General features: G+C 59.3%; 20 protein-coding genes. 10 read left to right on the top strand and 10 right to left on the bottom strand.

Annotated features, from left to right (window positions below; genetic code table 11):
* Window positions 1-18: 18 nt before the first annotated feature.
* The 4 genes from TERRO_RS10665 to TERRO_RS10680 all read right to left on the bottom strand — a co-directional run bounded on the left by TERRO_RS10665 (window position 19) and on the right by TERRO_RS10680 (window position 7,163).
* Window positions 19-1,317: a M23 family metallopeptidase gene (locus tag TERRO_RS10665; RefSeq protein WP_014786005.1), complete on the bottom strand. Its 1,299-nt coding sequence runs from the start codon at window positions 1,315-1,317 to the stop codon at window positions 19-21.
* A 70-nt stretch (window positions 1,318-1,387) separates the two neighbouring features.
* Window positions 1,388-2,926 (bottom strand): cation:proton antiporter, encoded by a 1,539-nt coding sequence (locus TERRO_RS10670; RefSeq protein WP_014786006.1) that lies wholly within the window; start codon window positions 2,924-2,926, stop codon window positions 1,388-1,390.
* A gap of 100 nt (window positions 2,927-3,026) precedes the next feature.
* Window positions 3,027-3,587, bottom strand: coding sequence for a DUF421 domain-containing protein (locus TERRO_RS10675; RefSeq protein ID WP_014786007.1), 561 nt, complete (start codon window positions 3,585-3,587; stop codon window positions 3,027-3,029).
* 75 nt (window positions 3,588-3,662) lie between these two features.
* The gene (locus TERRO_RS10680; RefSeq protein ID WP_014786008.1) at window positions 3,663-7,163 is read right to left on the bottom strand and encodes a carboxypeptidase-like regulatory domain-containing protein; all 3,501 of its coding nucleotides are present in this window, start codon (window positions 7,161-7,163) and stop codon (window positions 3,663-3,665) included.
* Window positions 7,164-7,651: 488 nt separating this feature from the next.
* On the opposite strand from TERRO_RS10680, the gene TERRO_RS23130 reads away from it, so the two are divergent.
* From TERRO_RS23130 to TERRO_RS10710, 6 genes are all read left to right on the top strand, one after another.
* The gene (locus TERRO_RS23130) at window positions 7,652-8,551 is read left to right on the top strand and encodes a hypothetical protein (protein ID WP_157178326.1); all 900 of its coding nucleotides are present in this window, start codon (window positions 7,652-7,654) and stop codon (window positions 8,549-8,551) included.
* Window positions 8,529-9,155, top strand: a complete 627-nt coding sequence (locus TERRO_RS10690) for a GGDEF domain-containing protein (RefSeq protein WP_157178327.1) — start codon at window positions 8,529-8,531, stop codon at window positions 9,153-9,155. Before TERRO_RS23130 ends, TERRO_RS10690 begins: the two co-directional genes overlap by 23 nt.
* 170 nt (window positions 9,156-9,325) lie before the next feature.
* Window positions 9,326-9,727, top strand: a complete 402-nt coding sequence (locus tag TERRO_RS10695) for a (R)-mandelonitrile lyase (RefSeq protein ID WP_014786009.1) — start codon at window positions 9,326-9,328, stop codon at window positions 9,725-9,727.
* Between the two features lie 321 nt (window positions 9,728-10,048).
* Window positions 10,049-10,708, top strand: a complete 660-nt coding sequence (locus tag TERRO_RS10700; protein ID WP_014786010.1) for a (2Fe-2S)-binding protein — start codon at window positions 10,049-10,051, stop codon at window positions 10,706-10,708.
* 12 nt (window positions 10,709-10,720) lie between these two features.
* Window positions 10,721-11,719 carry an FAD binding domain-containing protein gene (locus TERRO_RS10705; protein WP_014786011.1) on the top strand — a complete coding sequence of 333 codons (999 nt, stop codon included), beginning with the start codon at window positions 10,721-10,723 and terminating at the stop codon, window positions 11,717-11,719.
* Window positions 11,720-11,729: 10 nt separating this feature from the next.
* A complete protein-coding gene (locus TERRO_RS10710) occupies window positions 11,730-14,015 on the top strand; it encodes a xanthine dehydrogenase family protein molybdopterin-binding subunit (protein ID WP_014786012.1) in 2,286 nt (761 codons plus the stop codon).
* A gap of 22 nt (window positions 14,016-14,037) precedes the next feature.
* Here TERRO_RS10710 and TERRO_RS10715 read toward each other — a convergent pair whose 3' ends face one another.
* A complete protein-coding gene (locus TERRO_RS10715; RefSeq protein ID WP_157178328.1) occupies window positions 14,038-16,323 on the bottom strand; it encodes a GH92 family glycosyl hydrolase in 2,286 nt (761 codons plus the stop codon).
* A gap of 292 nt (window positions 16,324-16,615) precedes the next feature.
* Between TERRO_RS10715 and TERRO_RS10720 the strand changes: the two genes are divergently transcribed.
* Window positions 16,616-19,996: a TonB-dependent receptor gene (locus TERRO_RS10720; protein ID WP_041592559.1), complete on the top strand. Its 3,381-nt coding sequence runs from the start codon at window positions 16,616-16,618 to the stop codon at window positions 19,994-19,996.
* Between the two features lie 61 nt (window positions 19,997-20,057).
* On the opposite strand, the gene TERRO_RS10725 is transcribed toward TERRO_RS10720, so the two are convergent.
* Window positions 20,058-21,308 carry a DUF2264 domain-containing protein gene (locus tag TERRO_RS10725; RefSeq protein ID WP_217164342.1) on the bottom strand — a complete coding sequence of 417 codons (1,251 nt, stop codon included), beginning with the start codon at window positions 21,306-21,308 and terminating at the stop codon, window positions 20,058-20,060.
* A 352-nt stretch (window positions 21,309-21,660) separates the two neighbouring features.
* Between TERRO_RS10725 and TERRO_RS10730 the strand changes: the two genes are divergently transcribed.
* Window positions 21,661-22,332: a BON domain-containing protein gene (locus TERRO_RS10730; protein WP_014786016.1), complete on the top strand. Its 672-nt coding sequence runs from the start codon at window positions 21,661-21,663 to the stop codon at window positions 22,330-22,332.
* Between the two features lie 111 nt (window positions 22,333-22,443).
* Here the strand turns inward: TERRO_RS10730 and TERRO_RS10735 are convergent, their stop codons facing one another.
* The 3 genes from TERRO_RS10735 to TERRO_RS22670 all read right to left on the bottom strand — a co-directional run bounded on the left by TERRO_RS10735 (window position 22,444) and on the right by TERRO_RS22670 (window position 24,309).
* A complete protein-coding gene (locus TERRO_RS10735) occupies window positions 22,444-23,370 on the bottom strand; it encodes a universal stress protein (RefSeq protein ID WP_014786017.1) in 927 nt (308 codons plus the stop codon).
* Window positions 23,371-23,523: 153 nt separating this feature from the next.
* Window positions 23,524-24,087 (bottom strand): hypothetical protein, encoded by a 564-nt coding sequence (locus TERRO_RS10740; protein WP_014786018.1) that lies wholly within the window; start codon window positions 24,085-24,087, stop codon window positions 23,524-23,526.
* A gap of 60 nt (window positions 24,088-24,147) precedes the next feature.
* Window positions 24,148-24,309, bottom strand: a complete 162-nt coding sequence (locus tag TERRO_RS22670; RefSeq protein WP_081490719.1) for a putative glycoside hydrolase — start codon at window positions 24,307-24,309, stop codon at window positions 24,148-24,150.
* A gap of 274 nt (window positions 24,310-24,583) precedes the next feature.
* Between TERRO_RS22670 and TERRO_RS10745 the strand changes: the two genes are divergently transcribed.
* Complete coding sequence (locus TERRO_RS10745) at window positions 24,584-25,237, top strand: VIT1/CCC1 transporter family protein (protein WP_245536085.1); 654 nt, start codon at window positions 24,584-24,586, stop codon at window positions 25,235-25,237.
* 21 nt (window positions 25,238-25,258) lie between these two features.
* Here TERRO_RS10745 and TERRO_RS10750 read toward each other — a convergent pair whose 3' ends face one another.
* Window positions 25,259-25,615 carry a hypothetical protein gene (locus tag TERRO_RS10750; protein ID WP_014786020.1) on the bottom strand — a complete coding sequence of 119 codons (357 nt, stop codon included), beginning with the start codon at window positions 25,613-25,615 and terminating at the stop codon, window positions 25,259-25,261.
* 195 nt (window positions 25,616-25,810) lie between these two features.
* Here TERRO_RS10750 and TERRO_RS10755 point away from each other — a divergent pair, with 195 nt between their 5' ends.
* Window positions 25,811-26,713 (top strand): universal stress protein, encoded by a 903-nt coding sequence (locus TERRO_RS10755; protein ID WP_041592561.1) that lies wholly within the window; start codon window positions 25,811-25,813, stop codon window positions 26,711-26,713.
* The last annotated feature ends 3 nt before the right edge of the window (window positions 26,714-26,716 follow it).

Raw genomic sequence — 26,716 nt, forward strand, 5'->3', positions numbered from 1 at the left:
TAGCGCTTCCCTCTACTCTTAGTGAGCAGCCAGCTCCACGCGGCGTGCCACATGGTCCTGGATCCAGTGCGGATCCCACCATTCCTTCGCGTCGATTTGGACACCATCCAACTGCATCGCAAAGTGGACGTGATCGCCGCCGGCCATACCCGTCATACCGCTCAGACCCATCACCTGGCTACGCTTTACAGCATCGCCTTCCTTCACATCGATGCGGCTCATGTGGCCGTAGATCGTCTGCAGACCATATCCGTGATCCACGACAACGCAGTTGCCATAGATGCCAAGCGGCGCAGCCCACACCACACGACCGTCATTCGATGCCTCGACGCCAACATGCTGCGTCACCGCCAGGTCATATCCCAGGTGCACCTGCTCATCGATCTTTTCGCCGTGGTACATATAGCTCCGCACATCTGCAAACGTCGCTTCCGCGGCAGAGTGCGACTGCCGCGTGAACGGCTGGCTCCACAGAAAATGATCGGCCGTCTTGAATCGCAGCTCAGCCAGCGTCTTATTGTTCGACTGCCGCATCTGGCTGTTGATCTTCTTGAAGCGCTCCACCGGCGTCCCGCTGCCATTCGGATCCAGCTCACCCAGAACCTTTTGCATGAACTGGTCAGTGATCTGGATCTGGTGCTGCGTATAAACCGGCTGCTCCCGCTTCGGGAAGACCACCGTCAGCGGCGTCGTCACATCCGCGCCCGCGCCATTCGAAGCATAGACAACAGGAATCGTCTCCTGCGGCATATTCCACGCAAACGCAAACAGCGAGAACATGCCCGGCTTGCCGCCCGGCATCGGCCACGCACGGAATGTCTGGTTGCCCAGCCGCACGCCCGCCGACGTATACGCGCCCGTCACATTCATCGTCGCCAGATCCGCCATGCCGCGATACAGATAGTGCTGATCGGAATCAGCACTCACCGTCGGCGGCTGCGTCACCACATTCACCGCGCGCTCCCACCGGGTCGTGCCGCCAAACATCCCACCGGACTTCGCCTGCAGAATCAGCGTCGCGCGACCGTCCTTCAACTGCGGCGTGTCCTTCACACCAGCGGTAAAGTTCAGCGTCGTGTCCGGGCTCTTCGATGCACTCGCCGTATGCCACACCTGGTACGGCGTTCCATTCTGCTCGACCGTCGCGGTTAACTCGCTCAGACCATGCGGATCATGCACGCGCACTTCGATAGGCGTCGCCTGGCCCAGGGTGGTCACAGACGCAGCAACATCCACCGTCGGTTTGCTGCAACCCAGCAGCAGTTGGGTGATGGGGAAAAGCAGAAGAAGTTTGGCAGAGGTAGGGGTATTTCTCACAAGGCAATTCTACCGAGGTCCACGCAACACCAGGCGAACCACAACAGACACCTGTAAGCCCTCTCCTCGCCTAGACCTCTTCCAGCGCCAGGTCCTCTGACGGTGCCGCTGCCAGCGCAGCCCAGTCGAGTTCCTCCTCCAGGAGTTGAAAGACATCCTCCTCGATCTCGCCGTCGTCTCGCAGTGCGATCAGCCGCTCCCGCTGCGTGCACACAACCATGCTGCGTACGGTGTCCATGCCGGAACTCTGCGCAGAAAAGTCGAGTCGCGCAGCCTCTTTCAGTGCAATCTCCAGTTCCCTGCGAACGCTCTTCGCTGCCGAATCCGTCCGCTCACGCAGGCAGTTCACACCCACCTCCAGCAGCTCCTCGCGGGCCTTGTTCGACTCCTCTTTCAGCGACTCATCCGGCTCGATCTTCAGCAACTTGACCAACGGTCCAATTGTGAAGCCCTGGACCACCAGCGTTCCAAGCACGACGGAGAACGCCGCGAACACAATCATGCTTCGACCGGGAAACTCGTACGGCAAAGCGGAAGCCGTTGCAATCGTCAGGATGCCGCGAATACCGCACCAGGATGTTAGGAACGTCACGCCCACCGGTGGCTGCGGCAAGCCGCTCTTATCCAGTCGGTCCGCAAAGACGCGGTACAGAAACACCCACGCAATCCGCGTCACCACCGTCGTCAGCGTCACTGCCGCGCCAAAGATCACGGCCTGCTTCAGACTCACACCAGACAGATGCTTTGCTGCATCCAGCACCTGCATTCCCAGCAGTAGAAAAGCAATCGCCCCAAGAATGAACGTGATCGAACCCCACAGCGCAGTGGAATGGACTCGATCCCGCGGTGGCTCCTGTTTCGGAGCGCCCTTCGCAATCGTCATCGCCAGCACCACAACAGCCAGGATCGGAGAGACATGCAGTTTCTCGCCGAGAATCCAGGCGCCAAACGTGACAGCGATCTCCGCAATGGAAGCTGACAGGCTACCAGCCGTCCACTTCGCCACCATCAGGTAGAGCTTCCCAAGCACATACCCAAGAATCGCCCCGCCCGGGATCGCAAGCAGCAGCGGCCCGATGATCTTCCCAGGAGTCGAAGCTCCATGTAACGCCACCGCTTGCGCTGTTCCGAACAGCAGCAGAGCGGTCGCATCGTTCAAAAGGCTCTCGCCCTCCAGGATCAGCAGTGTCCGTCTCGGCAGCGGAAAGCGGCTCAGCACTGCACTCACGGCCGACGCATCCGGCGGAGACACAATGGCGCCCAGCGTCATCGCAGCGGCCCAGCCCAAACCGGCCATCGTATGACCCACCACACCAACGGCAACGGTCGTAATAATCACGGCGGCAACGGCCAGAATCGCCAGCGGCACCCAGTGTTTCTTCAGATCACGAGGAGCAGTATCGTAGGCCGCATCGAACAGCGCCGGCGTCACAAAGACTGCAAGTGCGAGCTCCGGTTCCAACACGATATTCGGCAGGAACGGAATGGCTGCCACTCCAATTCCCGCAAGAGCGAGGAGCGACGGATAGGGCAGGCTGAACCGGCGCGAGACCTGTAGCAGGACCACAGCCGCGACCATCAGCACAAGAATGCCTTCAAAAAGCTCCATCGAACCTCTTTCCACCTTTGCCTGAGTCGGTCTGAGGGCTTACAAAGCTGTCCCTCATACGATGCCGTCAGCTCTCGCAAGACCGCTCGATGCACCAGCCCTAAAAAACGCGCGCCTTCTTGGGTTGATTCGGTCGGTTCTCATCGTTCTTGTAACAGATCACGGACAAAGCGCCGTCACCCTCGATATAGGCGCGCTTGACGTTCTGGCAGCCTTCAATCCCACGCTCGCGCAGCATGGACATCAGATCGTCCCTCGTCAATAGCTCGTGGCGCATCGCGTTCACCTGCAGCACCCCATGGCGAATCAGGCATCGGGGTCCCGACTCGATCAGCGGCCGAATCGCAGGCACGTGATACGCGAGCCAGTCCAGCACAAACGACCAGAAGAAGATGGTGCCCGCCAGGATCAGCCCCTCAGGAATGGATCGATACTCCGAAGCCATCCCGTTCGAAACCGCATCCGCGATCAGCACGATCACCAGGATGTCCGCAAGTCCCATCTGCCCCGCATGCCGCGATCGCGCGATACGCAGGAAGGCAAACAGCGCAAGGTAGATCAGTGATCCGCGGATCACAATCTCGAGGGGAGAAAATGTCGGCACGAACATGTCGTGCCAATGGATGTTGAGCATCCGCTCAACCAGTGTCTTGCCGCCCATGCAAACTTGGATGCAGCCTTGGGCGGCTCGCGGAGGCGCAGCTGCGTCTCCGCGAACGACAGATAAGCCAACTCGCTAGAAGCTGAAACGAGCCTGCAGATTCACAATGCGTCCGGCAAGACCTTGGTTATAGGTGCCGAAGTTTGATGAGGTGATATTGGTTACCACGCTGCCCGGATTCAGGTTCGTCAGGTTCAACACGTTGAACGCATCCATCCGGAACTCCAGCCCCGTGCTCTCGCCGAAAAAGCGCGAACCCGGTAATGCGAAGTTCTTCGCGAGACTCGCATCCAGGTCCTGGTAATTCGGGCCGTCCAGCGTATTACGCGCCACTCCCGGCAGTGACGGCAGACCGTACCCGCCACCACCCGCCGGGATCCCCGTGGCAGGCACACCAAAGTAAGGCTGTCCGGCACCGGCAAGCGGAAAGTTGACGTTCGCGCCTTGGGTCTGACGCATTGCGCTTACGCTATGGTTCTTCCCTCCGGTACCGCTGTAGAACGTCGGCCGCAGTGTTGTATAGCCGCTGGTCCCGTAGTAAAGGTTGCCACCCGGTACGTTATACGTCGGCGTAAACGGAAAGCCCGTGTGGAAGTTGTAGATCCCCGAAACCGTCCAGCCATCGGCAATCGAGTGAGCAAACCCGTGCCCCTTGAAAAACCTAGGCTGCCACATGCCGAAGACCTTCGCTGCCTTGCCGAAGTTATAGTCGGAACGTCCATAAGCCAGGCTCGGATTGAACGAGTACGGGTCGGTGTAGTACGGCGACGATCCCTGATCCATCGTCTTGGCCCACTGGAAGCTCGCATCGATCGAGAAGCCATGGGACATCTGCTTGCGCAAGCCCGCCAGCAACTGGTTGTTGTTCGCCGTCCCGGTGTTCGTAAAGTACGCAAGATTCGAGACCAGCGGATTCACAGCATAGCCCTGCGTATAGGTGCGGACATACGCCTGGCTCTGCACAATAAGGTGGCGGGTAAGACTGCCCTGGTAGCCGACCGTCGCAACAAGCCCCAGCGGCAACTCGAACTGTGTGTCGAGCGAGAAGTGCTGCGTGTAGATCGTGGGGACGGTGCTCGGAAACGCCACAACACTGGCGCCACCGGCAGTGGGCAGGTTCGCCGCATTGAAGCCGCCGACAGCATTCGGATTCGCCGGGTACCCGAACAGCGACTTGGGATCGCTTGCCACGCTGTAAACAATCTTCGGATCGATCGTAGCGACCCCATTCACGATCCTGCTGTTGTTGTAACTCGCATTCAAGATGTAGGGCGGATTGTTGCCGGAATTACCTTGGATCGCGATCTCGTTCTGGTTGAAGTTCAGTCCATAGCCGCCGCGCAGCACCACGCGATGCTTCAGCGCCTCCGGATTCCACGCGAAGCCGAACTGCGGCCCGAAGTTGGCCTTCTGTGCCTGGCTCAGCGGGCCACCCGTTCGAACGCTCATGCCCGTGTACATCGCAGAGCCCTGACCGAACTCGACTACACCAATGTTGTTTTGCTTCGAATTCAGCGGTCCAAAGTAACTCCAGCGCAGCCCCATGTTCAGCGTCAGGTTCGGAGTCGCCTTCCAATCATCCTGCGCAAAGAAACCCCAGATCGTCGTCCGCTCATCCTGGCGGTTCGTACCCGGTGTCCCTGTAGCGGAAAGGAACGCCCCCGACTCCGAATGCGGCGCGTCATTCAGGAACGCCCACATGTTGTAAAAGTTGTAGGCCGGCCGAGCCGTGCTCGTCGGATTGTTCAGGTAATAGAGCCGCGTCGCCTCTCCGCCAAACTTCAGGATGTGGTTCCCCGTCGTCAACGTCGCCACATCTTTGAAGTTATAAGTGTGCTGGTTCAACACGCTCGGTCCGGGCGCACCGTAGTACCCCACGCTGATGTTGTTCGCTCCCAGTGTGTCCACCGTCGAGGTGGGCAGCCCGAAGGGCGCCTGCGGATTGCTCGACACTTCATTCCACCGGTAACCCGCGTCGTTAGCCCGTGCCTCGTTCAGCAGGTTCGGTGAGAAGATGTGATTCCAGATGACCGTGTACGCATCGTTGATCTGGTTGTGGTTGAACAGGTCATACACACGTCCCGGCCCGCCCTGGTTCGTGCGGCTCAATGGCACCCAATAGATGGCAAAGGCAAGATGATCCTTCTTCGTCACATCCCCATCCAGCCGCCCGTTGAACTGCTGACCCACCTGTGTCGTCGGGTTCTGGAACGAGTACTGCGCAATCGTCGGCGTGTTCGTCAGCCCACCACCCACACCCGGGTTGCTGTTACTCACCCATGTCGTGTCCTGCGTCCCGCGAGCACCCCTGACAGGTGACCCCAGGTTCAGAGCGCCGCCAACGGTCCGGCAGTTGACGCCTTCCTGGAAGCCGGCCGTCGAGCAAGTCTGGTTGATCTGGGTCGCGTTTACCGGCGCATTCCCGGCAAAGTTGAGGTACGTCGCCGCGATACTTCCGGCAGGTGCCAGCGCAGCGTACTGAGACGTCTCAAACCATCCCGTTCCCGGCACGGAAGTGTGGTCTCGCTGCGTCTCGTAGTTGAAAAAGAAGAACAGTCGATCCCGCAGAATCGGGCCGCCAATGCTGCCGCCAAACTGGTTCGAACGCGTAGCATCCCGCAGCAAACCACGGTCCGCAGGCGTCCCGGGATTGAACGTACCCGGACCGTTGTAACGCTGGTAAGCGTTCAATCCAGGGCGGTTAGCTCTCAGAAACAAACTTCCATGGAACCGGTTTGTACCCGTCTTCGAGTTCACCTGGATCTGCGCGCCACTGAAGCGCCCATTCTCCGCGTCATACCCATTCGACACCACCCGCACCGACCCAACCGAGTCCTGCGAAGGCGTAATAATCGAAGCCCCACCCCAAACAGCAGAAACCGTACTAACACCATCAATCGTGATGCTGTTATTGCCGTTTTGCCCACCATTCGCATTAGCCTGGGGCGCATTCTCCGTCTGGAAAATCCCATTCGAACGCGTAGCCGCACCAGGCCCCGCAGTGCCCGGCAAGTTTGAATTGCTAGTCCCGCTCGAAGCCTGCGCGCCATCGCCAAACACTCCAGGCGCAAGCTGAGTCAGTTGAAAAACATCCCGCCCAGCTGCAGGCAAATGCTGGATCTGGTTCTCATTGATCGTCCCGCTAATGGTCGCCGTCGCCGTCTCCAGGACCGGAGCACTTCCGGACGTTACATCCACGGAAGTGTTCTGCGACGCAATCCCAAGTTGCACATTCACGCTGTTGGGCGCGTCCGGCGTAATAGAAAGATTGTTCAGTTCTTTCGGCGAGAACCCGTCGAGCGCGACCGAAATCTTGTACTGATCCGGCGCCAATCCATTGAAGGTATAGACACCGCTCTCATTCGACGTGGTGGTCATCACACGATTCGTCTGGAGATCGGTCAGAGTAACGGCCGCTCCGGGCACCACCGCACCGCTGCCATCGCTCACGGTACCGGAGATCGAAGCGCGGAACTGCGCTGAGGCCGTTCCAGTGCAAACAATCGCAAGTGGAAGCAGGAATCGGGCACCGGCCGGAATACGGCGGCGCAGACTGCGGGGGGATGGGTACTTCATACAGCCTCCAACGGATCAGGCTCCATTCCCCTCCGCACGGATTGCGGACAACGAAAAGTACACTGACCCGACGTACAGGCGGAGATCCCGCTATGGAATATCACTCGTGACATCGGCACAAGTCATTCCGAGGGATGCTCTCTCACCGGTAAGAGGCTGCTTCAAGACCACGAATGCTAATACGCCCCGTTAACATCAAGCCCTCCCCTCGAACCACAACTGAAGCTCGGCGACATTGCTCTCGTGAACAAATTTATCGCTCGTGATGTATCTGCCGTCCGGATACCTCAAAAGATGAATGGCGTGCTTCGGCGGTATCGAACACCATTGCGTATGCTGAAGCGGCTACAAAGCTTGGATATAGGAATTGCGCTGATCTTGGCCGCAGCGCTCGGTTCCGTCGTGTTCACCGTTGCAGCAAGCAGTTCGTTTATCAGAACACCAAGAACCTGATTGAAGCGGAAGGTTGGGTCGAACACAGCCAGGAGGTGCTGAATAGCCTCCAGAGCGCATCGCAAAGGCTCGACCGCATTGAAGCCTATACCGGGCTCTACCTCGCGACCAAGAATGAAGATCAGCTCATCGCCGCTCGGTCGAACGTTGTCTCCCTCAGCACATCCAGCACCCGAATCCGCAGCCTCGTCTTTGACAATGCCGTTGCAGTCCAGGAGGTTACCGCTCTGGGAGCGTGTGCCACACGTCTCGCCCATGACTTGGAACGCGTCCCCGAGACTGGCAAGTCCCCGCAGACCAACATCCTCAAATGCCGCCAGACACTCGGCCGAATGTCCGAACAGGAGCGCACGCTCCTGAAGCAACGGACGGAAGCCTCCAGGGAGCGTTCTCAACGCTCCGTAGTCACGGAGTTCTCCATGGGCGGCATCTCTCTGCTCGCCTTGGTGTTTCTCTTCGGCTTCCTCATCCGGGACGCCTTTCGACGCAAGAGCGTCGCGATCCTCACAAACCGCACGAACTCCGAACTGGCCACCACGGTGCAGCAGTTGCACAATCGTGCGGAAGAATCCCGCCTTCTGACCGATGCCCGGGATGAACTCCAACTGTGTACAGGGCTGGATCAGGTCTACCGCGCCGCCGTCAGCAGCTTTGCTCGTCTGGCGCCCGCGACGAGCGGGACGATCTGCATGATCAACAACTCACGCGCCATGGCCGAAGTGGTTGCGCGTTGGGGGCCTCGACGCATCCATGGTGGAGATCTTCGTCCCCGATTCCTGCTGCTCCCTGCGCTCCGGGCGGCTGCGGTGGCGCGAGATAGGCGCATCCGAAGTGAATTGCTCACACTTTCTCAACGACGCTCCCGAAACCTACTTCTGCCTGCCGCTGGTAGCGCAAGGCGAGACGCTCGGAATGCTCTTCCTTACACCGAATGACAAGGACAGCATCGAAGGCGTGAGGTCGCGCGAAGACAGCATTCGCCAACTCGCAGAACTTACTGCCATGACCATCGCCGGTCTCCAGTTGCGCGTCAAGCTGGAAAACCAATCCGTACGGGACGGCCTCACCGGCCTTTTCAATCGTCACTTCATGGAGATCGCGCTGGAACGGGAACTTGCACGTGCCTCTCGCTCCAAGAGCCAGGTCGCCATGCTCATGCTGGACGTCGATCACTTCAAAACCTTCAACGATCAGTACGGCCATGCCACGGGCGACATCGTTCTCAAAGAAGTTGCAACGGTCTTCGAAGCTAAGATCCGCAGCGGAGATATGGTCTGCCGTTACGGCGGCGAAGAGTTCGCAATCATCCTTCCGGACGTGACAGTCGAAGGTGCCTTCATGACGGCGGAAAGAATCCGCACCGCCATCGCAGGGATGCGACTCACCTCAGGCCTGGCAATGCATTCGGACTTGAGCGTCTCGGTCGGCGTAGCGCTCTTCCCGCAGGATGCTGAGAATTCCGGAGATCTGCTCAGGAAAGCCGACGCGGCGCTCTACCGCGCAAAGCACGAAGGAAGAAATCAGGTCGTACTCGCCTAAACCTGACGATTTCGTCTTTCCACAAAGGCCGTTCCTCCGTCGGTCAGAGTACGGTGAAGATCAAGAAGCATTCGTGAAAGTAACTCACAAGAGTTTGCCGGCATGCACTCTTCTCAGTCCAGACAATATCCCTCACCCTAGAAGAGTTACTGTCTTCAAGGGAGACACACATGGACATCAAGAGAGTCGGAACACAGCCATCCGGCAAGGGACCGGCAGACTGGTTTACCGGAACGGTACGCATCGATCCGCTATTCACCGCACCTGACCCGGCCCTGGTAGTCGGTGCCAGCGTCACATTCGAGCCTGGCGCAAGAACCGCCTGGCACACACATCCACTAGGCCAGACGTTGATCGTGACGGCCGGTTGCGGATGGGCACAACGAGACGGCGGTCCGGTTGAGGAAATTCATCCCGGAGACGTCGTCTGGTTCTCGCCGCACGAGAAACACTGGCACGGAGCCACTCCCACCACGGCCATGACGCACATCGCCATCCAGGAAAAACAGGACGGCAAGGTCGTGGAGTGGATGGAACACGTCACGGACGAGCACTATCAACAGCCGCGCTAGAGGGCACAGCAGCACACGCAATCCCCTGCTCAGATCGCCATCAGTCCTGCGTGGCAGCACAAATCTGTTTTGCTTCGTGAAGCAGAAGCAACGACGGGCCGGCCCCCTTATAAGGTGTCCGGCCCGCGCGTTACCCCCCTTCGGCCAGAGCCAATCAACCCGACATGGCGTTTACCGCCGCGCTGTAGTCTTCCCCCGCCCCGCGGCGGTACTATCGCTGCATCAAAGAACCGAGGATTCACGGCCTGAGGCCGTCATCCTTAAAAAGGCTCGCAATATCGGAGCTGCCGTCCGGACAGCAGGACGCAGATGGAGGTCACAATGTCGACGAATGATGAAGAGAGCCAACAACCCATGACTTCGCTGGAAAGGCTCAGCCGCAGGTCCTTTTTGACCCGTGCCGGCATGGCCGGAGTCGCAGGCGCGACGGCCACGATGGCCGCGCCGCTCGCGGCCGCTGCAGCAGAGCCGGCAGCCGCCGCACAAGAGGCAGCAACTGCGACCATTCCCGGCACCGTACCGGTCAAACTCATGATCAACGGTCAGCAGCACAACCTGCAGGTCGACCCGCGCGCCACAGTACTCGATACCCTGCGCGAGACCCTGCACCTGACCGGCACCAAGAAGGGCTGCGACCACGGACAGTGCGGCGCCTGCACCATTCACGTCAATGGCCAGCGCGCCAACAGCTGCCTCCTCTTCGCCACCATGCAGCAGGGCAAAGAGATCACCACCATCGAAGGCCTTGGCACACCCGACCACATGCACCCCATGCAGACGGCGTTCGTCGAGCACGACGGCTACCAGTGCGGCTACTGCACCAGCGGCCAGATCATGTCGGCAGTCGCCATGATGAAGGAGCCCTGGGGCTCCAAGGATACGGACGTCAAGGAAGCGCTCAGCGGCAATATCTGCCGCTGCGGAGCCTACCCCAACATCGTCGCCGCTGTGCAAAGCTGCCGCGGCAAATTCACGGCATAAGAGGAGCCCAAGATGCAGCCCTTCGAACTCATTACGCCCAGCAGCATCCCCGACGCCGTCAAGGCGCAGGCGTCCGCGGCCACCGCCCAGCAGGGATCCCAGGTACGCTATATCGCCGGTGGCACCAACCTCGTCGATTACATGAAGCTAAACGTCGAGATGCCGCGGCAGCTCGTCGACATCAACGGCCTGCCACTCAACAAGATCGAGCCCGGCGAAAACGGCAGCCTGAAGATCGGCGCGCTCGCCAGCAACACCGCCGTTGCGCATCACGATCTTGTGAAGCAGCAGTATCCCGTCCTCTCCGAAGCTATCCTCAGCGGAGCCTCTACACAGCTCCGCAACATGGCATCGACCGCAGGCAATCTGCTGCAAAAAACGCGCTGCGGCTACTACCGTGACACCTCCTACGGCTGCAACAAGCGACAGCCCGGCACCGGCTGCTCCGCCATCGGAGGACATAATCGGATGCTCGCTATCCTCGGCACCAGCGACAAGTGCATCGCGTCGAACCCCTCCGACCAGAACGTTGCGCTCGCAGCCCTCGAAGCAAAAATCCACATCACCGGCGCCAAGGGCGATCGCGTCGTTCCCATCGCCGACTTCTACACGCTGCCCGGCAATACTCCGCAGCGTGAAACGGTACTCGAACCCGGCGACCTCATCACCCACGTCTCCATTCCCGCTCTTCCATCAGGCGCGAAGAGCCTCTATCTAAAACTTCGCGACCGGGCCTCGTACGAATTCGCCCTCACCTCCGCGGCCATCGTCATCAAGACAAGCGGCAATCACATCGACTTCGTCCGCGTAGCTCTTGGCGGCGTCGGAGCCGTGCCATGGCGCAGTCGCGAAGCGGAGAAGGCCCTGATGGGCAAGGCCGCCACGCCGGCCAACTTCCGCGCTGCCGCCGAAGCTGCACTGCACGGCGCCCGCCCGCAATCACAGAACGGCTTCAAAGTTGAACTCGCGAAACGCTGCCTGACCGCAGCCCTCACCAAGGTCACGGCATAGGAGGCGCATCATGATCCTCGATCAGCAGCAGGAATCGAAACCCGCAAACATCGGCGACAGCGCCGTCATCGGCAAGCCACAGTCACGTGTCGACGGTCCGCTTAAGACCACCGGCGCGGCCATGTACTCCTCCGACCATCACTTTGAAGGTCTCGTCTACGCATGGCCGACCACCGCAACCGTCGCAAGCGGCACCATAAGCGCCATCGATACGGCAGCGGCTGCAAAGATGCCAGGCGTCCTGGCCATCTACACACACGAGAGCATCGGCGCGCTCTACCGCACTCCTCCCGGCTCGGGCATGTCCATGATCCTGGATGAGAAGCGCCCTCCGCTCGAAGACACCACCGTCCGCTACTACGGCCAGTACGTCGCCGTTGCTGTCGCACAAACCGTCGAGCAGGCGCGCGCCGCAGCTGAAGCCGTCAAGGTCACCTACGCAAAGACACCGCACAACACCAGCGACAAGCTACTGGGCGATGTGGAGAAGACCGGCAAGAAGAGTGTCACCAAGCGTGGCGACACCGCAACTGCCTTCGCCTCTGCACCCGTCAAGCATGACGCCGTCTACAGCACACCTGCTGAGACGCACAATCCCATCGAGCTCCATGCGTCGGTTGCCGTCTACAAGAATGGCAAGTACACCCTCTATGAGACATCGCAAGCCGTCGTCAACTCGCGTGACGTACTCGCCGCGCAGCTCGGTGTGCCGTCTGAGAACGTGCAAGTCATCACGCGCTTCCTCGGCTCAGGCTTCGGCGGCAAGTTGTGGCCCTGGCCGCATGCAGCACTCGCCGCAGCCTGCGCGCGCAACCTGAACCGACCGGTCAAGCTGGTCGTCTCGCGCTCCATGATGTTCCAGAGCGTCGGCCACCGCCCCGCCATCGACCAGCAGATCAAGCTCGCAGCCGACACCAGCGGCAAGCTCCTCGTCATCGAGCAGAACTACGTCAACCACACCTCAATCCTCGACGACTACGACGAAGGTTGCGGCGAAGCTACCGGCTTCATCTACTCCTGCCAGAACGTCGCAGTAAACAGCGGCCTCGCACGCCGGAACATCGGCACGCCCACCTCCATGCGTGGTCCTGGTGCGGTACCTGGCCTCTACGCGCTTGAGTCCGCCATGGACGAGCTCGCCATCAAGCTCAAGATGGATCCCGTCAAACTTCGCCAGATCAACGAGCCGCAGAAGGATGAAAGCAACGGCCAGGAGTTCTCCTCACGGCACATGCAGGAATGCATCAGCACCGGCGCGGAGAAGTTCGGCTGGTCCAAGCGGAACCCGGCAATCGGATCGATGAAGAATGCGGAGGGCGTGACACTCGGCTGGGGCATGGCCGCATGCACGTGGATTGCAGCCCGCATGGAATCAGAAGCCACCGTCGAACTTCTGCAGGATGGCTCGGCCCGCGTCACCTGCGGCACGCAGGACATCGGCACCGGCACCTACACGGTGATCGCGCAGATGGTCTCGCACGAGACTGGCATCCCGATTGACAAGATCGAAGTTGTCCTCGGCGACTCCGCACTGCCGCCCGGCCCCATCAGCGGCGGCTCCTGGGCCACCGCGTCCGTAGTTCCCGCAGTGCTGCAGGCCGCGCAGAAGGCCACACAGACACTGCTCGTTGCAGCCGTTGGTGCTGCCGCAAGTCCCTTCAATGGCAAGGACGCAAAGATGCTCGAGTTCACCAATGGTGGCGTCCAGACCAAGGGCCAGTCCGGCACACACGTCGCCACCGCCGAGATCATTCGTATGGCCAAGGTGAAGGCCATCAGCGGTCAGGGCAAGTCCATGGGCACCCTCGGCAATCCCAACGAAAAGCTCTCCTCACACAGCTACGGAGCGCAGTTCGCTGAGGTTACTTGGGAGCCGGAGATCGCGCGTCTGCGTGTCAGCCGCGTCGTCACCGTCATCGACGCGGGTCGCATGATCAACCCGCGCGCAGCACGGAACCAGATCGAAGGTGCCGTCGTGATGGGCGTCGGCATGGCCATGTTCGAGGCCACCGAATATGACCAGCGCAGCGGTGCACCAATGAACAGCAACCTCGCCGACTACGTCATGGCCGTCAACGCCGACTGCCCGGAGATCGACGTCACCTTCCTCGACTACCCGGACTACAACCTCAACGCCATCGGGGCACGTGGCGTCGGCGAAATCGGCCTCGCCGGCATCGCCGCAGCGATCACGAATGCAGTTCACCACGCAACCGGCATTCGCGTTCGCAACCTGCCTATCCGCATCGAAGACCTGCTCGCTCCGGCAGGCCACCCGAAGAAAGAGCTGGTCTGAGATTCAGACCAGCTCTTCTCCTCTAGCGCTTCTCGCAGAAGCGAGCGCCGGGGTCGCTAAGGGACGGCGGCGGATTTGTCTTTCCCCACTCGGAGGGCGCTGATCCCATCTTCAGGATCAGCGTTCCTCCGTTGGCAATCTCCGCGTGACGAAACCAGTTCGTCGTCAGACTCCGTCCATTCAACGTCGCCGTCTGCACATAGCGATTCAGGCCGGCTGCATCCAGCCCCTCCGCAACGATGTGCAGCTTCTTTCCGTTCGCCAGCGCGAGCGAAGCATCGGGCACCGAAGGCGAACTGATCAGGTAGATATCCTGACCAGCCACCGGAAAGATGCCAAGCGACTGGAAGATGAGCCAGCTCGACATCGCGCCGGAATCATCGTTGCCAGGGATGCCGGCACGCGTGTCGTTGAATGCCTTCTCCAGCAGCAGGTGCGCAACGTCCGCGCTCTTGTCCGGACGCCCGGTGTAGTTGTAGAGCACCGGCATCAGGAAGCCAGGTTCATTCGAGATATCGAAGTGCCCGCGCGCGAACGTGAAGTCCATGCGATCGTTGAAGCGCTGGTTACCACCCGCCATCTCGATCAGGCGACGCATGTCCTGCGGTGCGTAGAGCGAGTAAGTCCAGATGTCGCCTTCATACATAAAGTCAGGCCACGTCCCGCGTACTGTGAGGTACGGTTCCGCCCACGAGCCATCCGGCTTACGCGGACGCAGGAACCCCTTGAAGCCTGACACCGCCATGTTGGGATCCCACAGGTGCTCGAAGTTATGCGTGCGGGCAAGCGCCCGGTCCATCTGCTTCTGTTCGCCCAGACCGCACGCGACCTCTGCAATTGCGAAGTCGTCATAGGCATACTCCACGGTCCGCGAGCCGGCACGCTCATCGGCCGTCGTAATGAAGCCGCGTTCGTTGTAATCCTTCAGCCCACCGCGGCCCTCCTTCTGCGCGTCCTTCGGAGGCACCTCGGCATCGTGCAACATCGCCTGCAAAGCCGTGGCATAGTCGATGCCCTTTAACCCCTTCACAAAAGCATCTGCAATCACCACGTTTGCATTGGAACCACCCTGCGTGCGGCCATTGTCGTTCCCGCTGCGCGCATCCGGCATGTACCCTGCGTGGCGATAGATATCGATCAGCGATCGAATAATGTCCCGCTGCCGGTCCGGCGAGATCAGTGTCAGCAGCGGACTCGACGTCCGATACGTATCCCAGATCGCGTAGTAGTCGTCGTAGTACGGCTCCGTCGAAGACCACAGTGGGTTCTCGCCCGTGCGATCCACCGGCATCATCATGATGTGGTACATCGCCGTGTAAAGCTGGTGACGTTGCGCCTCGGTCTCTCCTTTTACCTGCAGCTTCTCAAGCTCGGCATTCCAAAGCTTGTTGTTCGCATGGCGCACAGCCTCAAAGCTCCACCCAGGAATCTCTACCTGGATACTCTTCTTCGCCTGCTCCGCACTGATAAACGAGATGCCGACCTTAGCCTGCACCACTTGATGCGCACGCGCATTGAAATCGAACGAAGCGCCAACAGGCTTATCGCTGGTGACGACCACATCGCGCTCCGTCCCCAGCTCGCCACCATTCCACGTGCGTACGGCTGCAGCGGGCGTATCGATCTGCATGTCATAGAACACGCGATACTCGCCACCGCGGTTCCAGCCGCCACGAAAACGAGCGATGCCCTGGATCTCGCTGTTTGAGACCACATGCACCTCGGCACCAACGAAGGTCTGATCCTCCCAGCCCGTGCCCAGGTTCAGTGCCGCGGCAACATTGACCGTCAGGTGGGCCTCACCCGGATTCAGAAAGGTATAGCGATGAAAGCCAACGCGCCGGCTACTCGTAAGCTCCGCACGCACCTTCGGTCGCGTCAGCGTTGCGGCATAGTAGCCGGGCTTCGCGACCTCCTCCGTGCGCGGCGTTTTGATGTCATTCAAATTCAGTGGCCCGGTAACAGGAGCGACACGGATGTTGCCATACTTCCCGGCAGCGCCGCTAAGGTGAAGATGAGAGAAGCCAAGGATCAAGCCGTTGCTCGAATACCCAAAGCCCGAGCGGCGTCCGTCGAAGGTCTCCATATCCGGACCAACCTTCAACATGCCGAACGGAACCGTAGAACCGACGAAGGTGTTTCCTCCCCAGTCCACACCGATAAAAGGATCAACGTAGCGGGTGTAGTCCGGTGCACCTGCGCGACGCACCTCCGACTTCTGAGCAAAAGACGAGGTCGCCACAGATGCGATCAACAACAGGGAAAGACAGCGGAGCTTCAAGGAATTGGCCTTTCTAAAGGACAACAAACAATCAAACAGATTCCGGCATGTTGCGATTCAGGGCCGACGCACCAAAGCGGCCCTCGTATAACTACTAAAACGTTATACCGGAGGCCGGTACCGACCTATGTTTTTCGGTGCGATGAAAGTGCGTCCAGAAGCGTGAAAGACCAACACCAGCGGGACTTCTACGCGCTGCCCTCACCCTCCCGGGAACAGATTTACGTTGACAACGAGCTCTGGCGCTACTTATAGTCCGCGTCTACTTCCAACAAACTGTGGGGACGTCGTGGATATGTATAGCTACAGAAGAATCGCGTTGCATGCCATTGCGGCTGTCGCACTCGCCCCCCTTGCCGTCAGTAACGGCTTCGCACAAACTCTGTACGGCGGTCTGACCGGCGTCGTCACAGACTCCAGTGGATCCGTAGTTCCCGGCGCAAAAGTTACGGTGACAAATCCGGCAACTGGCCTTACGCGCACGGACGCCGCGGACAGTTCCGGAGCGTACCAGTTCACCGATCTTCCGCCCGGCACCTACGGTGTCGTCATCACGGCGCCCAGCTTCGGCACCGCCACTTCGAAGTCTGTACCCATCAGCGCGAATCAGTCACGCCGCTTTGACGCAACACTCACCGTTGGCAACGTGACGGAGACCGTTGAGGTCAACACGGTACCGCCTGCCCTGCAGACCGAGCGAGCGGACGTGAACTATGAGATCAGCCCCACGCAGGTCCAGGAGTTGCCGACGACCTCGACCGCAGGCCGAAACTTCCAGGGGCTCTATCGCCTCATCCCCGGTGTTCCGCCGCCCGTTGAGAACAACTCACAGGCCGGCAATCCAGGCCGGACACAGGCCGTCACGGCAAACGGCATCGTGAACACGGTCAACTCCACCAAGATCGACGGTGCCGCCGTGGGCTATCCGTGGCTCCAGTCCATCGTTGCCTATATCCCGCCGACAGATTCCATCGAGTCAGCCAACATCGTCACCAACAGCTTCAACGCAGAGCAGGGTGCTGCCGGCGGTATCGCTGCAAACCTCATCGTGAAGAGCGGTACCAACCGCTTTCACGGCGGCGCATGGGCGTATAACTCCATCGCCCAGTTCAACGCGCGCCAGTACTTCACCCGCGTCACGACCACGCCGATCCTGCCCAAGAACATCTATAACGAGTTCGGCGGCAACATCGGCGGTCCCATCATCCGCGACAAGCTCTTCTTCTTCTTTGGCTATAACCGTGTTTCGCTCCGTCAGTTCAAGACGGGCGGTGCAATGAACGTGCCACTTGCAGCCCTGCGCGGCGGCAACTTCGCGGGCACCGGTACCACCATCTACGACCCAACCACCGGCAACGCCAACGGTTCCGGACGCACGCCCTTTCCGGGAAACGTGATCCCCACGGGGAGACTAAGCCCCGCCACACAAAAGATTCTCGCGCTCCTCCCAACGGAGAAGGTCAACGCGATCTCCGGTAACTATCCCGGCGGCGCCGTGCTCTCGTATGACCGCGCGTCGTACGACACGAAGATCAGCTACAACCCGACAGACAAGACCACTTTCTTCGGTCGTTACTCCATCGGTCGTTCGCAGATCACCGATCCGCCCGCACTCGGCGCCGCCATCGGCAACACGTGGGATGGTGGTCAGCCTGGAACAGCGCCTGGCACCATCCAGAACATCGGCCTGGGCGCGACGCATTCGTTCACATCGAACTTCCTCATCGACGCGAATGCCGGCTTCGTGCGCATCAATCTCGCCGCACGCGCTCCGGACTACGGCACCAACCTCGGCACAGACCTTCTGGGCATCAGCGGTACCAACGGTGCAACACCCTTCCAGTCTGGCCTGCCAGGATTTCTGCCGACCGGACTCTCCAGCTTCGGTAACTACATCCAGTCCAATCCCTTCCAGTTCCGTGACATGCAGTATGTCGGCAATCTGAACGGCACTTACCTGCACGGCAAACACAACTTCCGTTTCGGCGGGGAGTATGTGCACTCTGCCATCAACCATCTGCAGGCAAACAACGCCGGCCCGCGCGGACAGTTCACCTTCACAGGCGGCGTCACCGGCAACAACAGCGGCCTGGCCGCCGATGGTCCCAACTACTACCGCACCGTCGCCGACATGCTCCTCGGTCTTCCGCAGGCAATCGGCAAAACCGTCCAACTCTTCCAGCCCAATGGCCCCCGCTTTTCAGTCTTCAGCTTTTACGCACAGGACACTTGGAAAGCGACACCGAACCTCACGATTAACTACGGCCTCCGGTACGAGTACTATCCCTTCGCGAACCGCGATCACACCGGCGTCTTCCGCTTCGATCCCGCCACCAGCAACGTGCTGATCGGCGGACGCGGCAACACACCAACCGATACCGGTGCAGACGTCGGGCGCGGACAGCTCGTCCCGCGATTCGGCATCAACTACCGCATCAACGAGAAGACGGTCATCCGAGCCGGCGGCGGCATCACGGTGGACCCGGAAAACTATCGCTTCTTCCGCGACTCTTATCCGGCCCTGATCACCCTGAACAACACCGGTGCAAACAACTACGTCGCAGCCGGTGCGCTCACCGCGCCCAACGCGGGAGCCCCGGGGATGAACACCCTCCCCAGCGGCGCGCTGGCGGCCGGCGTCCCGACTGTGAACGTGCCTAATATCAATACCGGCATCGTTCCCTTGCCCTTCAACTACACGACACAGACTGCACCGCAGAAGTGGCGTCGCGGCTACATCGAAGCCTATAACCTGTTTATTGACCGAGACCTCGCGCATGACGTCGTATTGAACATCGGTTACGTCGGCACGCACCATGTCCGTCAGGTGCTAGGCATCGACATCAACGCGGGTGGCGTCAGCACGCTTGGAGCGGCAAGCCGTCCGCTCTTCGCAAATGCCACAGCTCCCGGCGGCGCATTACGCTACACCGGAACCATCCTCAACGTGGCGCCCGCCGGAGACGAAGAATACTCGGGCATGCAGCTACAGATCAGCGATCGCCAGCTGAAGACCCTGCAATTCGGCTACAGCTACACCTGGTCGCACTATCTCAACTACTGGGACGCTGACTCGACACTCGGCACGCCCACCTTCAGCACGCCCGGTCTCTACAAGCGCAACTTCGCCTCGTCGGGCTTTGACCGCACCCATATGAATTCCCTATGGACGGTCTATAAGATTCCCTTCGGCAGAGGTCGCCAGTTTCTGAGTTCAGGCTTTGTTGGCAGTCTCGTAGGCGGTTGGGACCTGAATACCATCACCACCTACTACAGCGGCAGGCCTTTTCAGATCACGGACTCATCGCAGGCAGGCAACGGTGATACTGTGGTTCCCAACCAGATCTCGCAGCCGGTCAGAGCCGGCACAAAGTATCAACCCGGATCGAGTGTGTATCCGTATTACATCCAGAACCAGGGAAATTATGCCAAGCTGCCGAACGCGTCTTCGAACGGCAACACCTCGCGTAACTCAGTGCGCGGCCCAGGGTACTTCAACCTTGACGTAGGACTGACTCGCAACATTCCAATCTACCGTGAGCTTGCCATCATCCTGAAAGCAGAGTCCTTCGATGTAACGAATACTCCGCAATGGAGTGCACCAGTCGCGAACGTCAATGACAGCGGCTTCGGTCAGATCCAGAGCGTGCTGTCCACATCCAACCGCACACTCCGCTTCAGCGGCCGCATCTCCTTCTAACCAATCAACTCAAGAGGTCCGCATCTCACACAATATGCGGACCTCTCTTTTTCTGAACGCGTCAATCCGTTGCGTGGTCGGCGGCATGATCTTCTCCGGACCAGATACGCAACGAACTCCACTTCTCCGCCGCCCCACTCCAGAAGGGATCGCTCGCGGGTAGTCCCAATGGCAGGAAAGCTGTAGTGCAAAGATACAAACTCCCCGTGGAGATATAGGTCTCACCCAGCGAGGGCTGATGCCCGGCCAGCCCGATCGTAAGCCACCCCTTTGTGTCAAAGGTGCCACGAGCAAGCATCGTGCGTTTGATCACCGCATTCAGCGCGCAGCGAGCCTGCGCAGGCGAAAGATGCTCTGGTAGCTGCCGGCGCAAGGCAGCATCCGCCAGATGATGATATGCACCGCAACGGTACGCAATGGAACGTCCGATGGGCGGGAAACTGCCATCTGGATTAATGCTCCGCTCCTGCAACGCGGCAAACCGTTTCGCTCTCTCGACGATCGGCTTCCGCATCGCAGTCCACGCCGTCTCCTTGTCCCCGACAACCTCCATCAGAGCCACCAGGAAGGGATGAATCACGTAGGAGTTGTAGTTATCCGCGTGGAAGTGCGGGCCATCACCATAGATGCCATCACCCAGAAACCAAGCTGCGTGCTCGCGCAGAGCATAATCCACGCGCTCACGATCCCAATCTTCTCCCAGCATCGACAGACACGCCTCAACCATCGCAGCGAATAGCAGCCAGTTGTTGTAAGGCGGCGTCTGTCGCCGTGTCGCACGCAAAGCTTCACCAAGATGCTTCTTCACCGGCTCGGGGAGCGCATGCAACAAAGTGCGCGGAGCGCGTGCCATCGCGAGCGATAGAAATCCTGCGTCCACGATGGTCTGCCGTGCCGAACCAAATCGCAGATAAGAGGGCAAACCCGAATCAACTGACATCGCAATGGCCTTCTGAGCCAGTGCGGCACAACGCGCACGCTCAGCCTCTTCCGCGCCTGTCAGTGTCGTGTTCTCAAGCCACGGCGCAATGCCAGACAACGTCCTTGCCAGCGCCTCCAGCGGCGAGACACCACGGCGATCTGCCTCCTGGCCAGCAGCAGCCTCCACCGGCATCGCTTCAAACAACGTTCCTGCCGCGGCGGATCGCAGGACGGGATCAACAATCTTGACGAGAAGCTCCGTCCAATCCGAACGCATCGACGAAGCGCTCTCTGCAAGCGCTTCTGAGCTGAAACTTGCTGAAGACAATGAGGGTGTCAGCAACGCGGCAAAGCTTCCCGTCGCACCTGTAAGTAGCCTTCTGCGATTCACATCCATCTCCTTACGCCGCTAGGCTCGAGGTCGCACTTTGCATCGCGCAACAGACGGGCTTCATGCGCATAGAACCCGAGGATTAGCGACTCCCTGAAAGTGGTTGAAGTCTACCCGAACTTGCCTCGACGCGTCGCCTAAGCGTCACTCCGGAGAACTCACAGGCACCTGTGACAGACATCACTTCAAGCGAAGGGACCGCGCGCTAAGTTTGCATCAGGCGCGACGACACATGAGTTGAGATCTGTCGCTGCAAGGTGTTTCTACGTATCAGGACGAAGATCGGGCCGCACACATACGGCCTCTGCATCACGTCCGACCCACCCTTACATCCCCAAGGAGGAACCTTCCGATGTCCAGCATTGCTTCTTACACAAAGACCCACGATCAACGCATCCAGGACGACGTAATGCAGCAGATCACCTGGCAGCCAGAAATCCATTCCAAGGACATTAGCGTCAAGGTGCAGGATGCAAATGTGATGCTCACCGGCTTCGTACATGGCTACCTGGAGAAGCTCGCCGCAGAACGTGCCGCCAAGACAGTGTTCGGCGTTGTCTCCGTCGCGAATGACATTGAGGTAAAGCCACCCAGCATGCGTACTGATCCGGAGATCGCACGCGACGTGGTAGAAGCGCTGCGCATTCACGCAAGCGTCCCCGACGAAAAGATCAAGGTTGCCGTCTCTGGTGGCTTCGTAACACTGACCGGCGCAGTGGACTGGCACTACGAACTCGAGAATGCAGAGACAGCCGCGCACTCTATCAACGGAGTTCGCGGCATCGTGAATCTCCTGCAAATCAAACAGCGAGCCACCAGCGAACAAGTGCGGCAGAAGATCGAGGACGCACTGAAACGCATGGTCGACCTCGACGCTCGATCCATGTCTGTCTACACCAGCGACGGCACAGTATCGCTCTACGGGAACGTCCACTCCTGGTCCGAGCGCGAAAAAGCAGAACGCGCAGCCTGGCAGGCACCCGGCGTTCAGCAGGTTTCAAATCATCTCACCATCCATCCCTAACTGAAAACATTCCCGGGACGGACCAGGACATATCCAGACAGTCCGGGATTTTATTTCGGCGTCGGCCTGAACCAGGTCGACGCCTTTTTTCTTGCACAAGAACAGAACCTACTATTTGGAGTTGTCACTAACGACTAACACCGGGCAGGGTGCAGATCTCAGAATCTCTCCCGTCGGCCGCCACGAGAAGTGATCCGCACCAACCATACGCTCTCCGCTGCCAATCACGATCAGTGCCGCGTCTTCCTTGTTGGCCAGCGTAAGTACTTCCTCAGCGGGATCTCCATACTCCACACAATAGGTGATATCTGCCGCATCATCCGCAGGCTCACCCAAAGCAATACGCAACAACTCCTTGACGTATTCCTCCTTCCAGAGCCTGTCATGAGCCTCCGTCGGCGGACGTTCTGCCGGCGTATGCATCGCAAGTAGCTTCACACCGGCGTACTCCGCAATTGCCCTTGCATACTCCGCCGCGCGAACACTCGTCTCCGATGGAGTGCTCGCAAATACGACCGTCTTCCGCCGCATATCAGGTGGCTCGCACTCCGGACCGCAAACCAGGACAGGGCAAGTGCAACGAAACGCAAGTGATTCCGACACCGATCCGAAGAGGAATTGATCGATTCCCTTCCGCCCGTGAGACCCAACGATGACCAGGTCGGCATCCGTCTCCGACGCCGTCCGAAGCATCAGCTTCGCAGGCCCGTCAAAGTTAACGACCTCCTTGATCGGCCGATCGAAATGCTGCAGATGACGGTGGATCGCGTCCGCGATCTTGTCCCGGGCTTCGTCCAGCACCTCTTCTTTAAGCTGTTCATAGTAGATATCGATCACGCCGGGCGGTGGCGGAACCGAATGCGTAACAATTAGGTCTGCCTTGAGAACGGTCGCAATCTCTTCGGCCCATCGTAGAGCTCTGTTACCGCACTCATCGTTCTCATAGCCAACGACAATCTTGTGGATGGAAAGAGGCGGCACGTCCACCACGGGCTTGCTCACGCCCGCGGGTTCAATACTCAGTATCGGTTCTGACATAGGATCCCCCGGCATGGTTTCAGCATGCGCTTCAACTCGGAAGATTCTTGTGATTGCCGTCACTGCAGCATGTGGAAGCGCCACGTCGTAGGGATCTAGCCATTCGCTTCAGCACAGAGATGCCCCTCCGTCTGCGACGCTCATCTCATCAAATTACGAACGCAGATCCCCAAAGTCATCCCGTACCGTATCCAGCTTTTTCCGATACTCGGCAGCATCGCCATACGGGAGGAAGTGGCTGTAGCGGCTATGCTGTGCGGCAGCCTTCCGAGCGTGCTTCAGCGGACACCAATGCTGTTCCGTCCGCCCAACAACCTCCATCACATAAGCGATAAGACCGTTGGCGTAGGAACAGTAAATACAGTTGAGGCGCTCAAGCACATTCAGGTAGACGAGCGCGCCCCGGTCAAAGATCAGATAGTCTGCGCGTCTGACTTTGGGAACGCCATACACAGGGAAACAAATCGCCTGGTACAGCGTGATGACAGCATCAAGAAACAGAAACGCAACAAAGCAAAGATAGATGATGGGCGCCGTCAGTACGGCAAGAGGACGCGCATGCAACAGGTAGCGCCAAAGAGGGGTGCGTGCCTTGCGATGTGCCCGTCTGTCTTCATCCGAGATCAAGGGTGCATCCTGCTTCACCGGATACATCGGGAAAAGATCCGGCTTCACCTCTGCAATCAGAGCAGGTGGCACCTTCGGTAGAACATCCATGTAATTACCTTCTCTTCTATGTGCCGACTTAACTGAAACAACCATCGCAAGACGCTCGACTCACTTGAGCCCCGCTTCGCTGTAAACATTTCTCGCATTCCACAGAGACCATCCATTGGCATGCGCGTCCGCAGCGGCACGCGTCTGCGCCGCGACCTCTTCCGGTCCAAAAACACGTCGCGAGAATGCGGAGTCACGGAACCCCTGGATCCATGCGAGTATTTGGACCGTCGTGCCCGGGGCCTCTTGTCAGACGTTCTCGTACGGAGGCGTAAATCAGCGTGACGGCCGCGATGCCACGGCTAAGGTTAGGCACAGCAACTTCTGGCAAACTTTCAAAGGACTTGTAATAGTTGAGCAGGAAGCATCGCGTCTTATTGGCGCTTTATAGCTCAACTCTGTAGTGACAATGCGAACTATAGTCCTGAATGAGTCGCACCGTGAGGCTGGGAAGATTATGCATGTAGAACGTCATCGGATAAACAGGGTTGGCTGGTTGCGCGCATCGGTGCTTGGCGCGAACGATGGCCTCCTCTCGACCGCCAGTCTCGTCCTGGGTGTTGCAGCCGCGCACGGCACACATAAGGCCATCTTGATCTCTGGCGTTGCCGGCCTCGTTGCTGGAGCCATGTCGATGGCAGCCGGTGAATACGTGTCGGTCTCATCACAGGCAGACTCCGAAGCATCCGACTTGGAGCGTGAGCGTCGCGAGTTATCGACGGACCCAGTCGGTGAACTGGCCGAGTTGACGCAGATATACGTTACCCGGGGCTTGTCGCCCGATCTCGCAGGCCAGGTTGCAACGCAACTCATGACGCATGACGCGCTCGGAGCACACGCGCGCGACGAACTCGGCATAGCGGACGGTTCCATCGCACGACCAGTCCAGGCCGCGCTCGCATCCGCCGCCAGCTTTGCCGCAGGAGCGTCCGTCCCATTGATCGTCGGCGGCCTCGCAACAAGCCACCTCATCCCGTTTGTCCTCGTCACTTCTCTGCTCTGCCTGGTGGCCCTCGGTAGCCTGGCTGCGCGCGCAGGTGGAGCAGGTGCACTGAAAGGCTCACTCCGCGTAACCTTCTGGGGAGCACTGGCAATGGCTGTCACGCTCGGCGTTGGGTCTTTGGTTGGAGAGGCCAGTCCCGTCCGTTAATCCGCCACGACGGCCGCGACTTCACAGTGGCCACACTGTCCACACAGCAATCAGCGTCAGCAGCATCATGTCCGCGTACAGCAGGAACAGGACGCCTCCATGGTGAAGATCCCAGCGGACATGCATGCTTCGCACCGCATCACTCGTTGCGATCAGGCATAACGTAAACGGCCCCGCCATCAGCCAGCGGCCCGCATCCCAACCGTAGAAACGCAGCAGCAGAGCCAACACAAAAGCCCCGCACGCCAGCGCTGCACCACGCGCCAGATGCGAGCGCTCGTTCCCCTGTGTTTGAAGAGCGATCGAAGAGTTCCGGCGCAGACCTTCCCACCTATCCGCCAGCAGTGTGTGCGCATCAGCGGATCTGGGTTCGAGCATGTGTTGTCCTGTCTGAACTCAGCATCAAGCACGCGGACATAAGTTGGCTGTGATGGTAGTCACAGGCTGCTGAATCTGCGAAAGAGACACGACACGGAACACTCTGCCAGACAAATGTGAGCGCCATCACAACCAATCTCACATCGCAGCGTTACTTTCACCGTGAATCAATCTTCGATGAAAGGCAACATTCCCATGTCGACCACTGCTTTGCCAACCTATCCATACGCGATCCCTCACGAAATCCTCTTCGCCTTCGATCCCACAGACGACTCGCAGAAGGTGATGGAGTGCGCAAAGTCACTGGCCAAGCGGTTTGGATCCCACATCACCGTTGCGCATGTCAGCCAGCCGGTAAGTCCTTTCGTGGCTCCCGAAGCAATGTACTTCGAAGATCTCGACAACCAGGCTGCAGCAAGGACGGACGCGCAGTTGGATCAGGCAGTCGAGGATCTTCGTGCCAGCGGATTGAAAGCAGATAAATCGGAACACTGGGGTATGGTCTCTGACGAATTGCAGAAGCTTGCTCGAGAGAAGTCCGCGGACCTGCTGGTCCTTGGGACGCACGCGCCCCGTGGCCTGGATCGTCTCTTCTTCGGCTCCACTGCAGAAGATGTTGCGGATCGCTCCGGCTGGCCCGTAATGATCGTGGGCCCCAAGGCCGAGACGCCAAGCGGAGTCTGGTCACCCAGAGAAGTCGTCTGCATCGTCGGGCAAACACGGGAAGACGTAGGCACAGCTGTCTACGGCTATCACCTGTCGCGACAAGTGGGCGCCGCGTTCACTCTCTTCACCATCTCCGACAGCGTCACAGAACTTCCGGATCCAATCGAGAGCGAGTTGTTCCTGCGCAGCCTTGCAGAAGAACTCCCCGGAGTAGATGTAGCGCAGGAGATACCAAGGCGCGAGATTCGAAAGGGTATCGCGAAGGACTGTGTCATGAGGCTACTGAAGGAACTCGCTCCGGGAGCCGTCGTGATGCCAGCTGAAAAAGCCGGCCCAATGCACACCCACTTCAACCGCGGCCTGCTCTCAGACGTCGTTGGCGAAGCGAAATGCCCCGTCATCGTAATCACCAGCGACGATCGCAGCTGTTGAGGG

It is taken from the genome of Terriglobus roseus DSM 18391 (assembly GCF_000265425.1).
GTDB classification, from domain to species: Bacteria; Acidobacteriota; Terriglobia; order Terriglobales; family Acidobacteriaceae; genus Terriglobus; species Terriglobus roseus.

Excerpts from the sequence above, each read along its gene's own strand:
- TERRO_RS10680 (WP_014786008.1), bottom strand. The coding sequence starts at position 7,163 with ATGAAGTACCCATCCCCCCGCAGTCTGCGCCGCCGTATTCCGGCCGGT.
- TERRO_RS10710 (WP_014786012.1), top strand. The coding sequence starts at position 11,730 with ATGATCCTCGATCAGCAGCAGGAATCGAAACCCGCAAACATCGGCGAC.
- TERRO_RS10695 (WP_014786009.1), top strand. The coding sequence starts at position 9,326 with ATGGACATCAAGAGAGTCGGAACACAGCCATCCGGCAAGGGACCGGCA.
- TERRO_RS10750 (WP_014786020.1), bottom strand. The coding sequence starts at position 25,615 with ATGCTCGAACCCAGATCCGCTGATGCGCACACACTGCTGGCGGATAGG.
- TERRO_RS10755 (WP_041592561.1), top strand. The coding sequence starts at position 25,811 with ATGTCGACCACTGCTTTGCCAACCTATCCATACGCGATCCCTCACGAA.
- TERRO_RS10690 (WP_157178327.1), top strand. The coding sequence starts at position 8,529 with ATGCTCTTCCTTACACCGAATGACAAGGACAGCATCGAAGGCGTGAGG.
- TERRO_RS10730 (WP_014786016.1), top strand. The coding sequence starts at position 21,661 with ATGTCCAGCATTGCTTCTTACACAAAGACCCACGATCAACGCATCCAG.
- TERRO_RS10705 (WP_014786011.1), top strand. The coding sequence starts at position 10,721 with ATGCAGCCCTTCGAACTCATTACGCCCAGCAGCATCCCCGACGCCGTC.
- TERRO_RS10700 (WP_014786010.1), top strand. The coding sequence starts at position 10,049 with ATGTCGACGAATGATGAAGAGAGCCAACAACCCATGACTTCGCTGGAA.
- TERRO_RS10740 (WP_014786018.1), bottom strand. The coding sequence starts at position 24,087 with ATGGATGTTCTACCGAAGGTGCCACCTGCTCTGATTGCAGAGGTGAAG.
- TERRO_RS10735 (WP_014786017.1), bottom strand. The coding sequence starts at position 23,370 with ATGTCAGAACCGATACTGAGTATTGAACCCGCGGGCGTGAGCAAGCCC.
- TERRO_RS10675 (WP_014786007.1), bottom strand. The coding sequence starts at position 3,587 with ATGGGCGGCAAGACACTGGTTGAGCGGATGCTCAACATCCATTGGCAC.
- TERRO_RS10670 (WP_014786006.1), bottom strand. The coding sequence starts at position 2,926 with ATGGAGCTTTTTGAAGGCATTCTTGTGCTGATGGTCGCGGCTGTGGTC.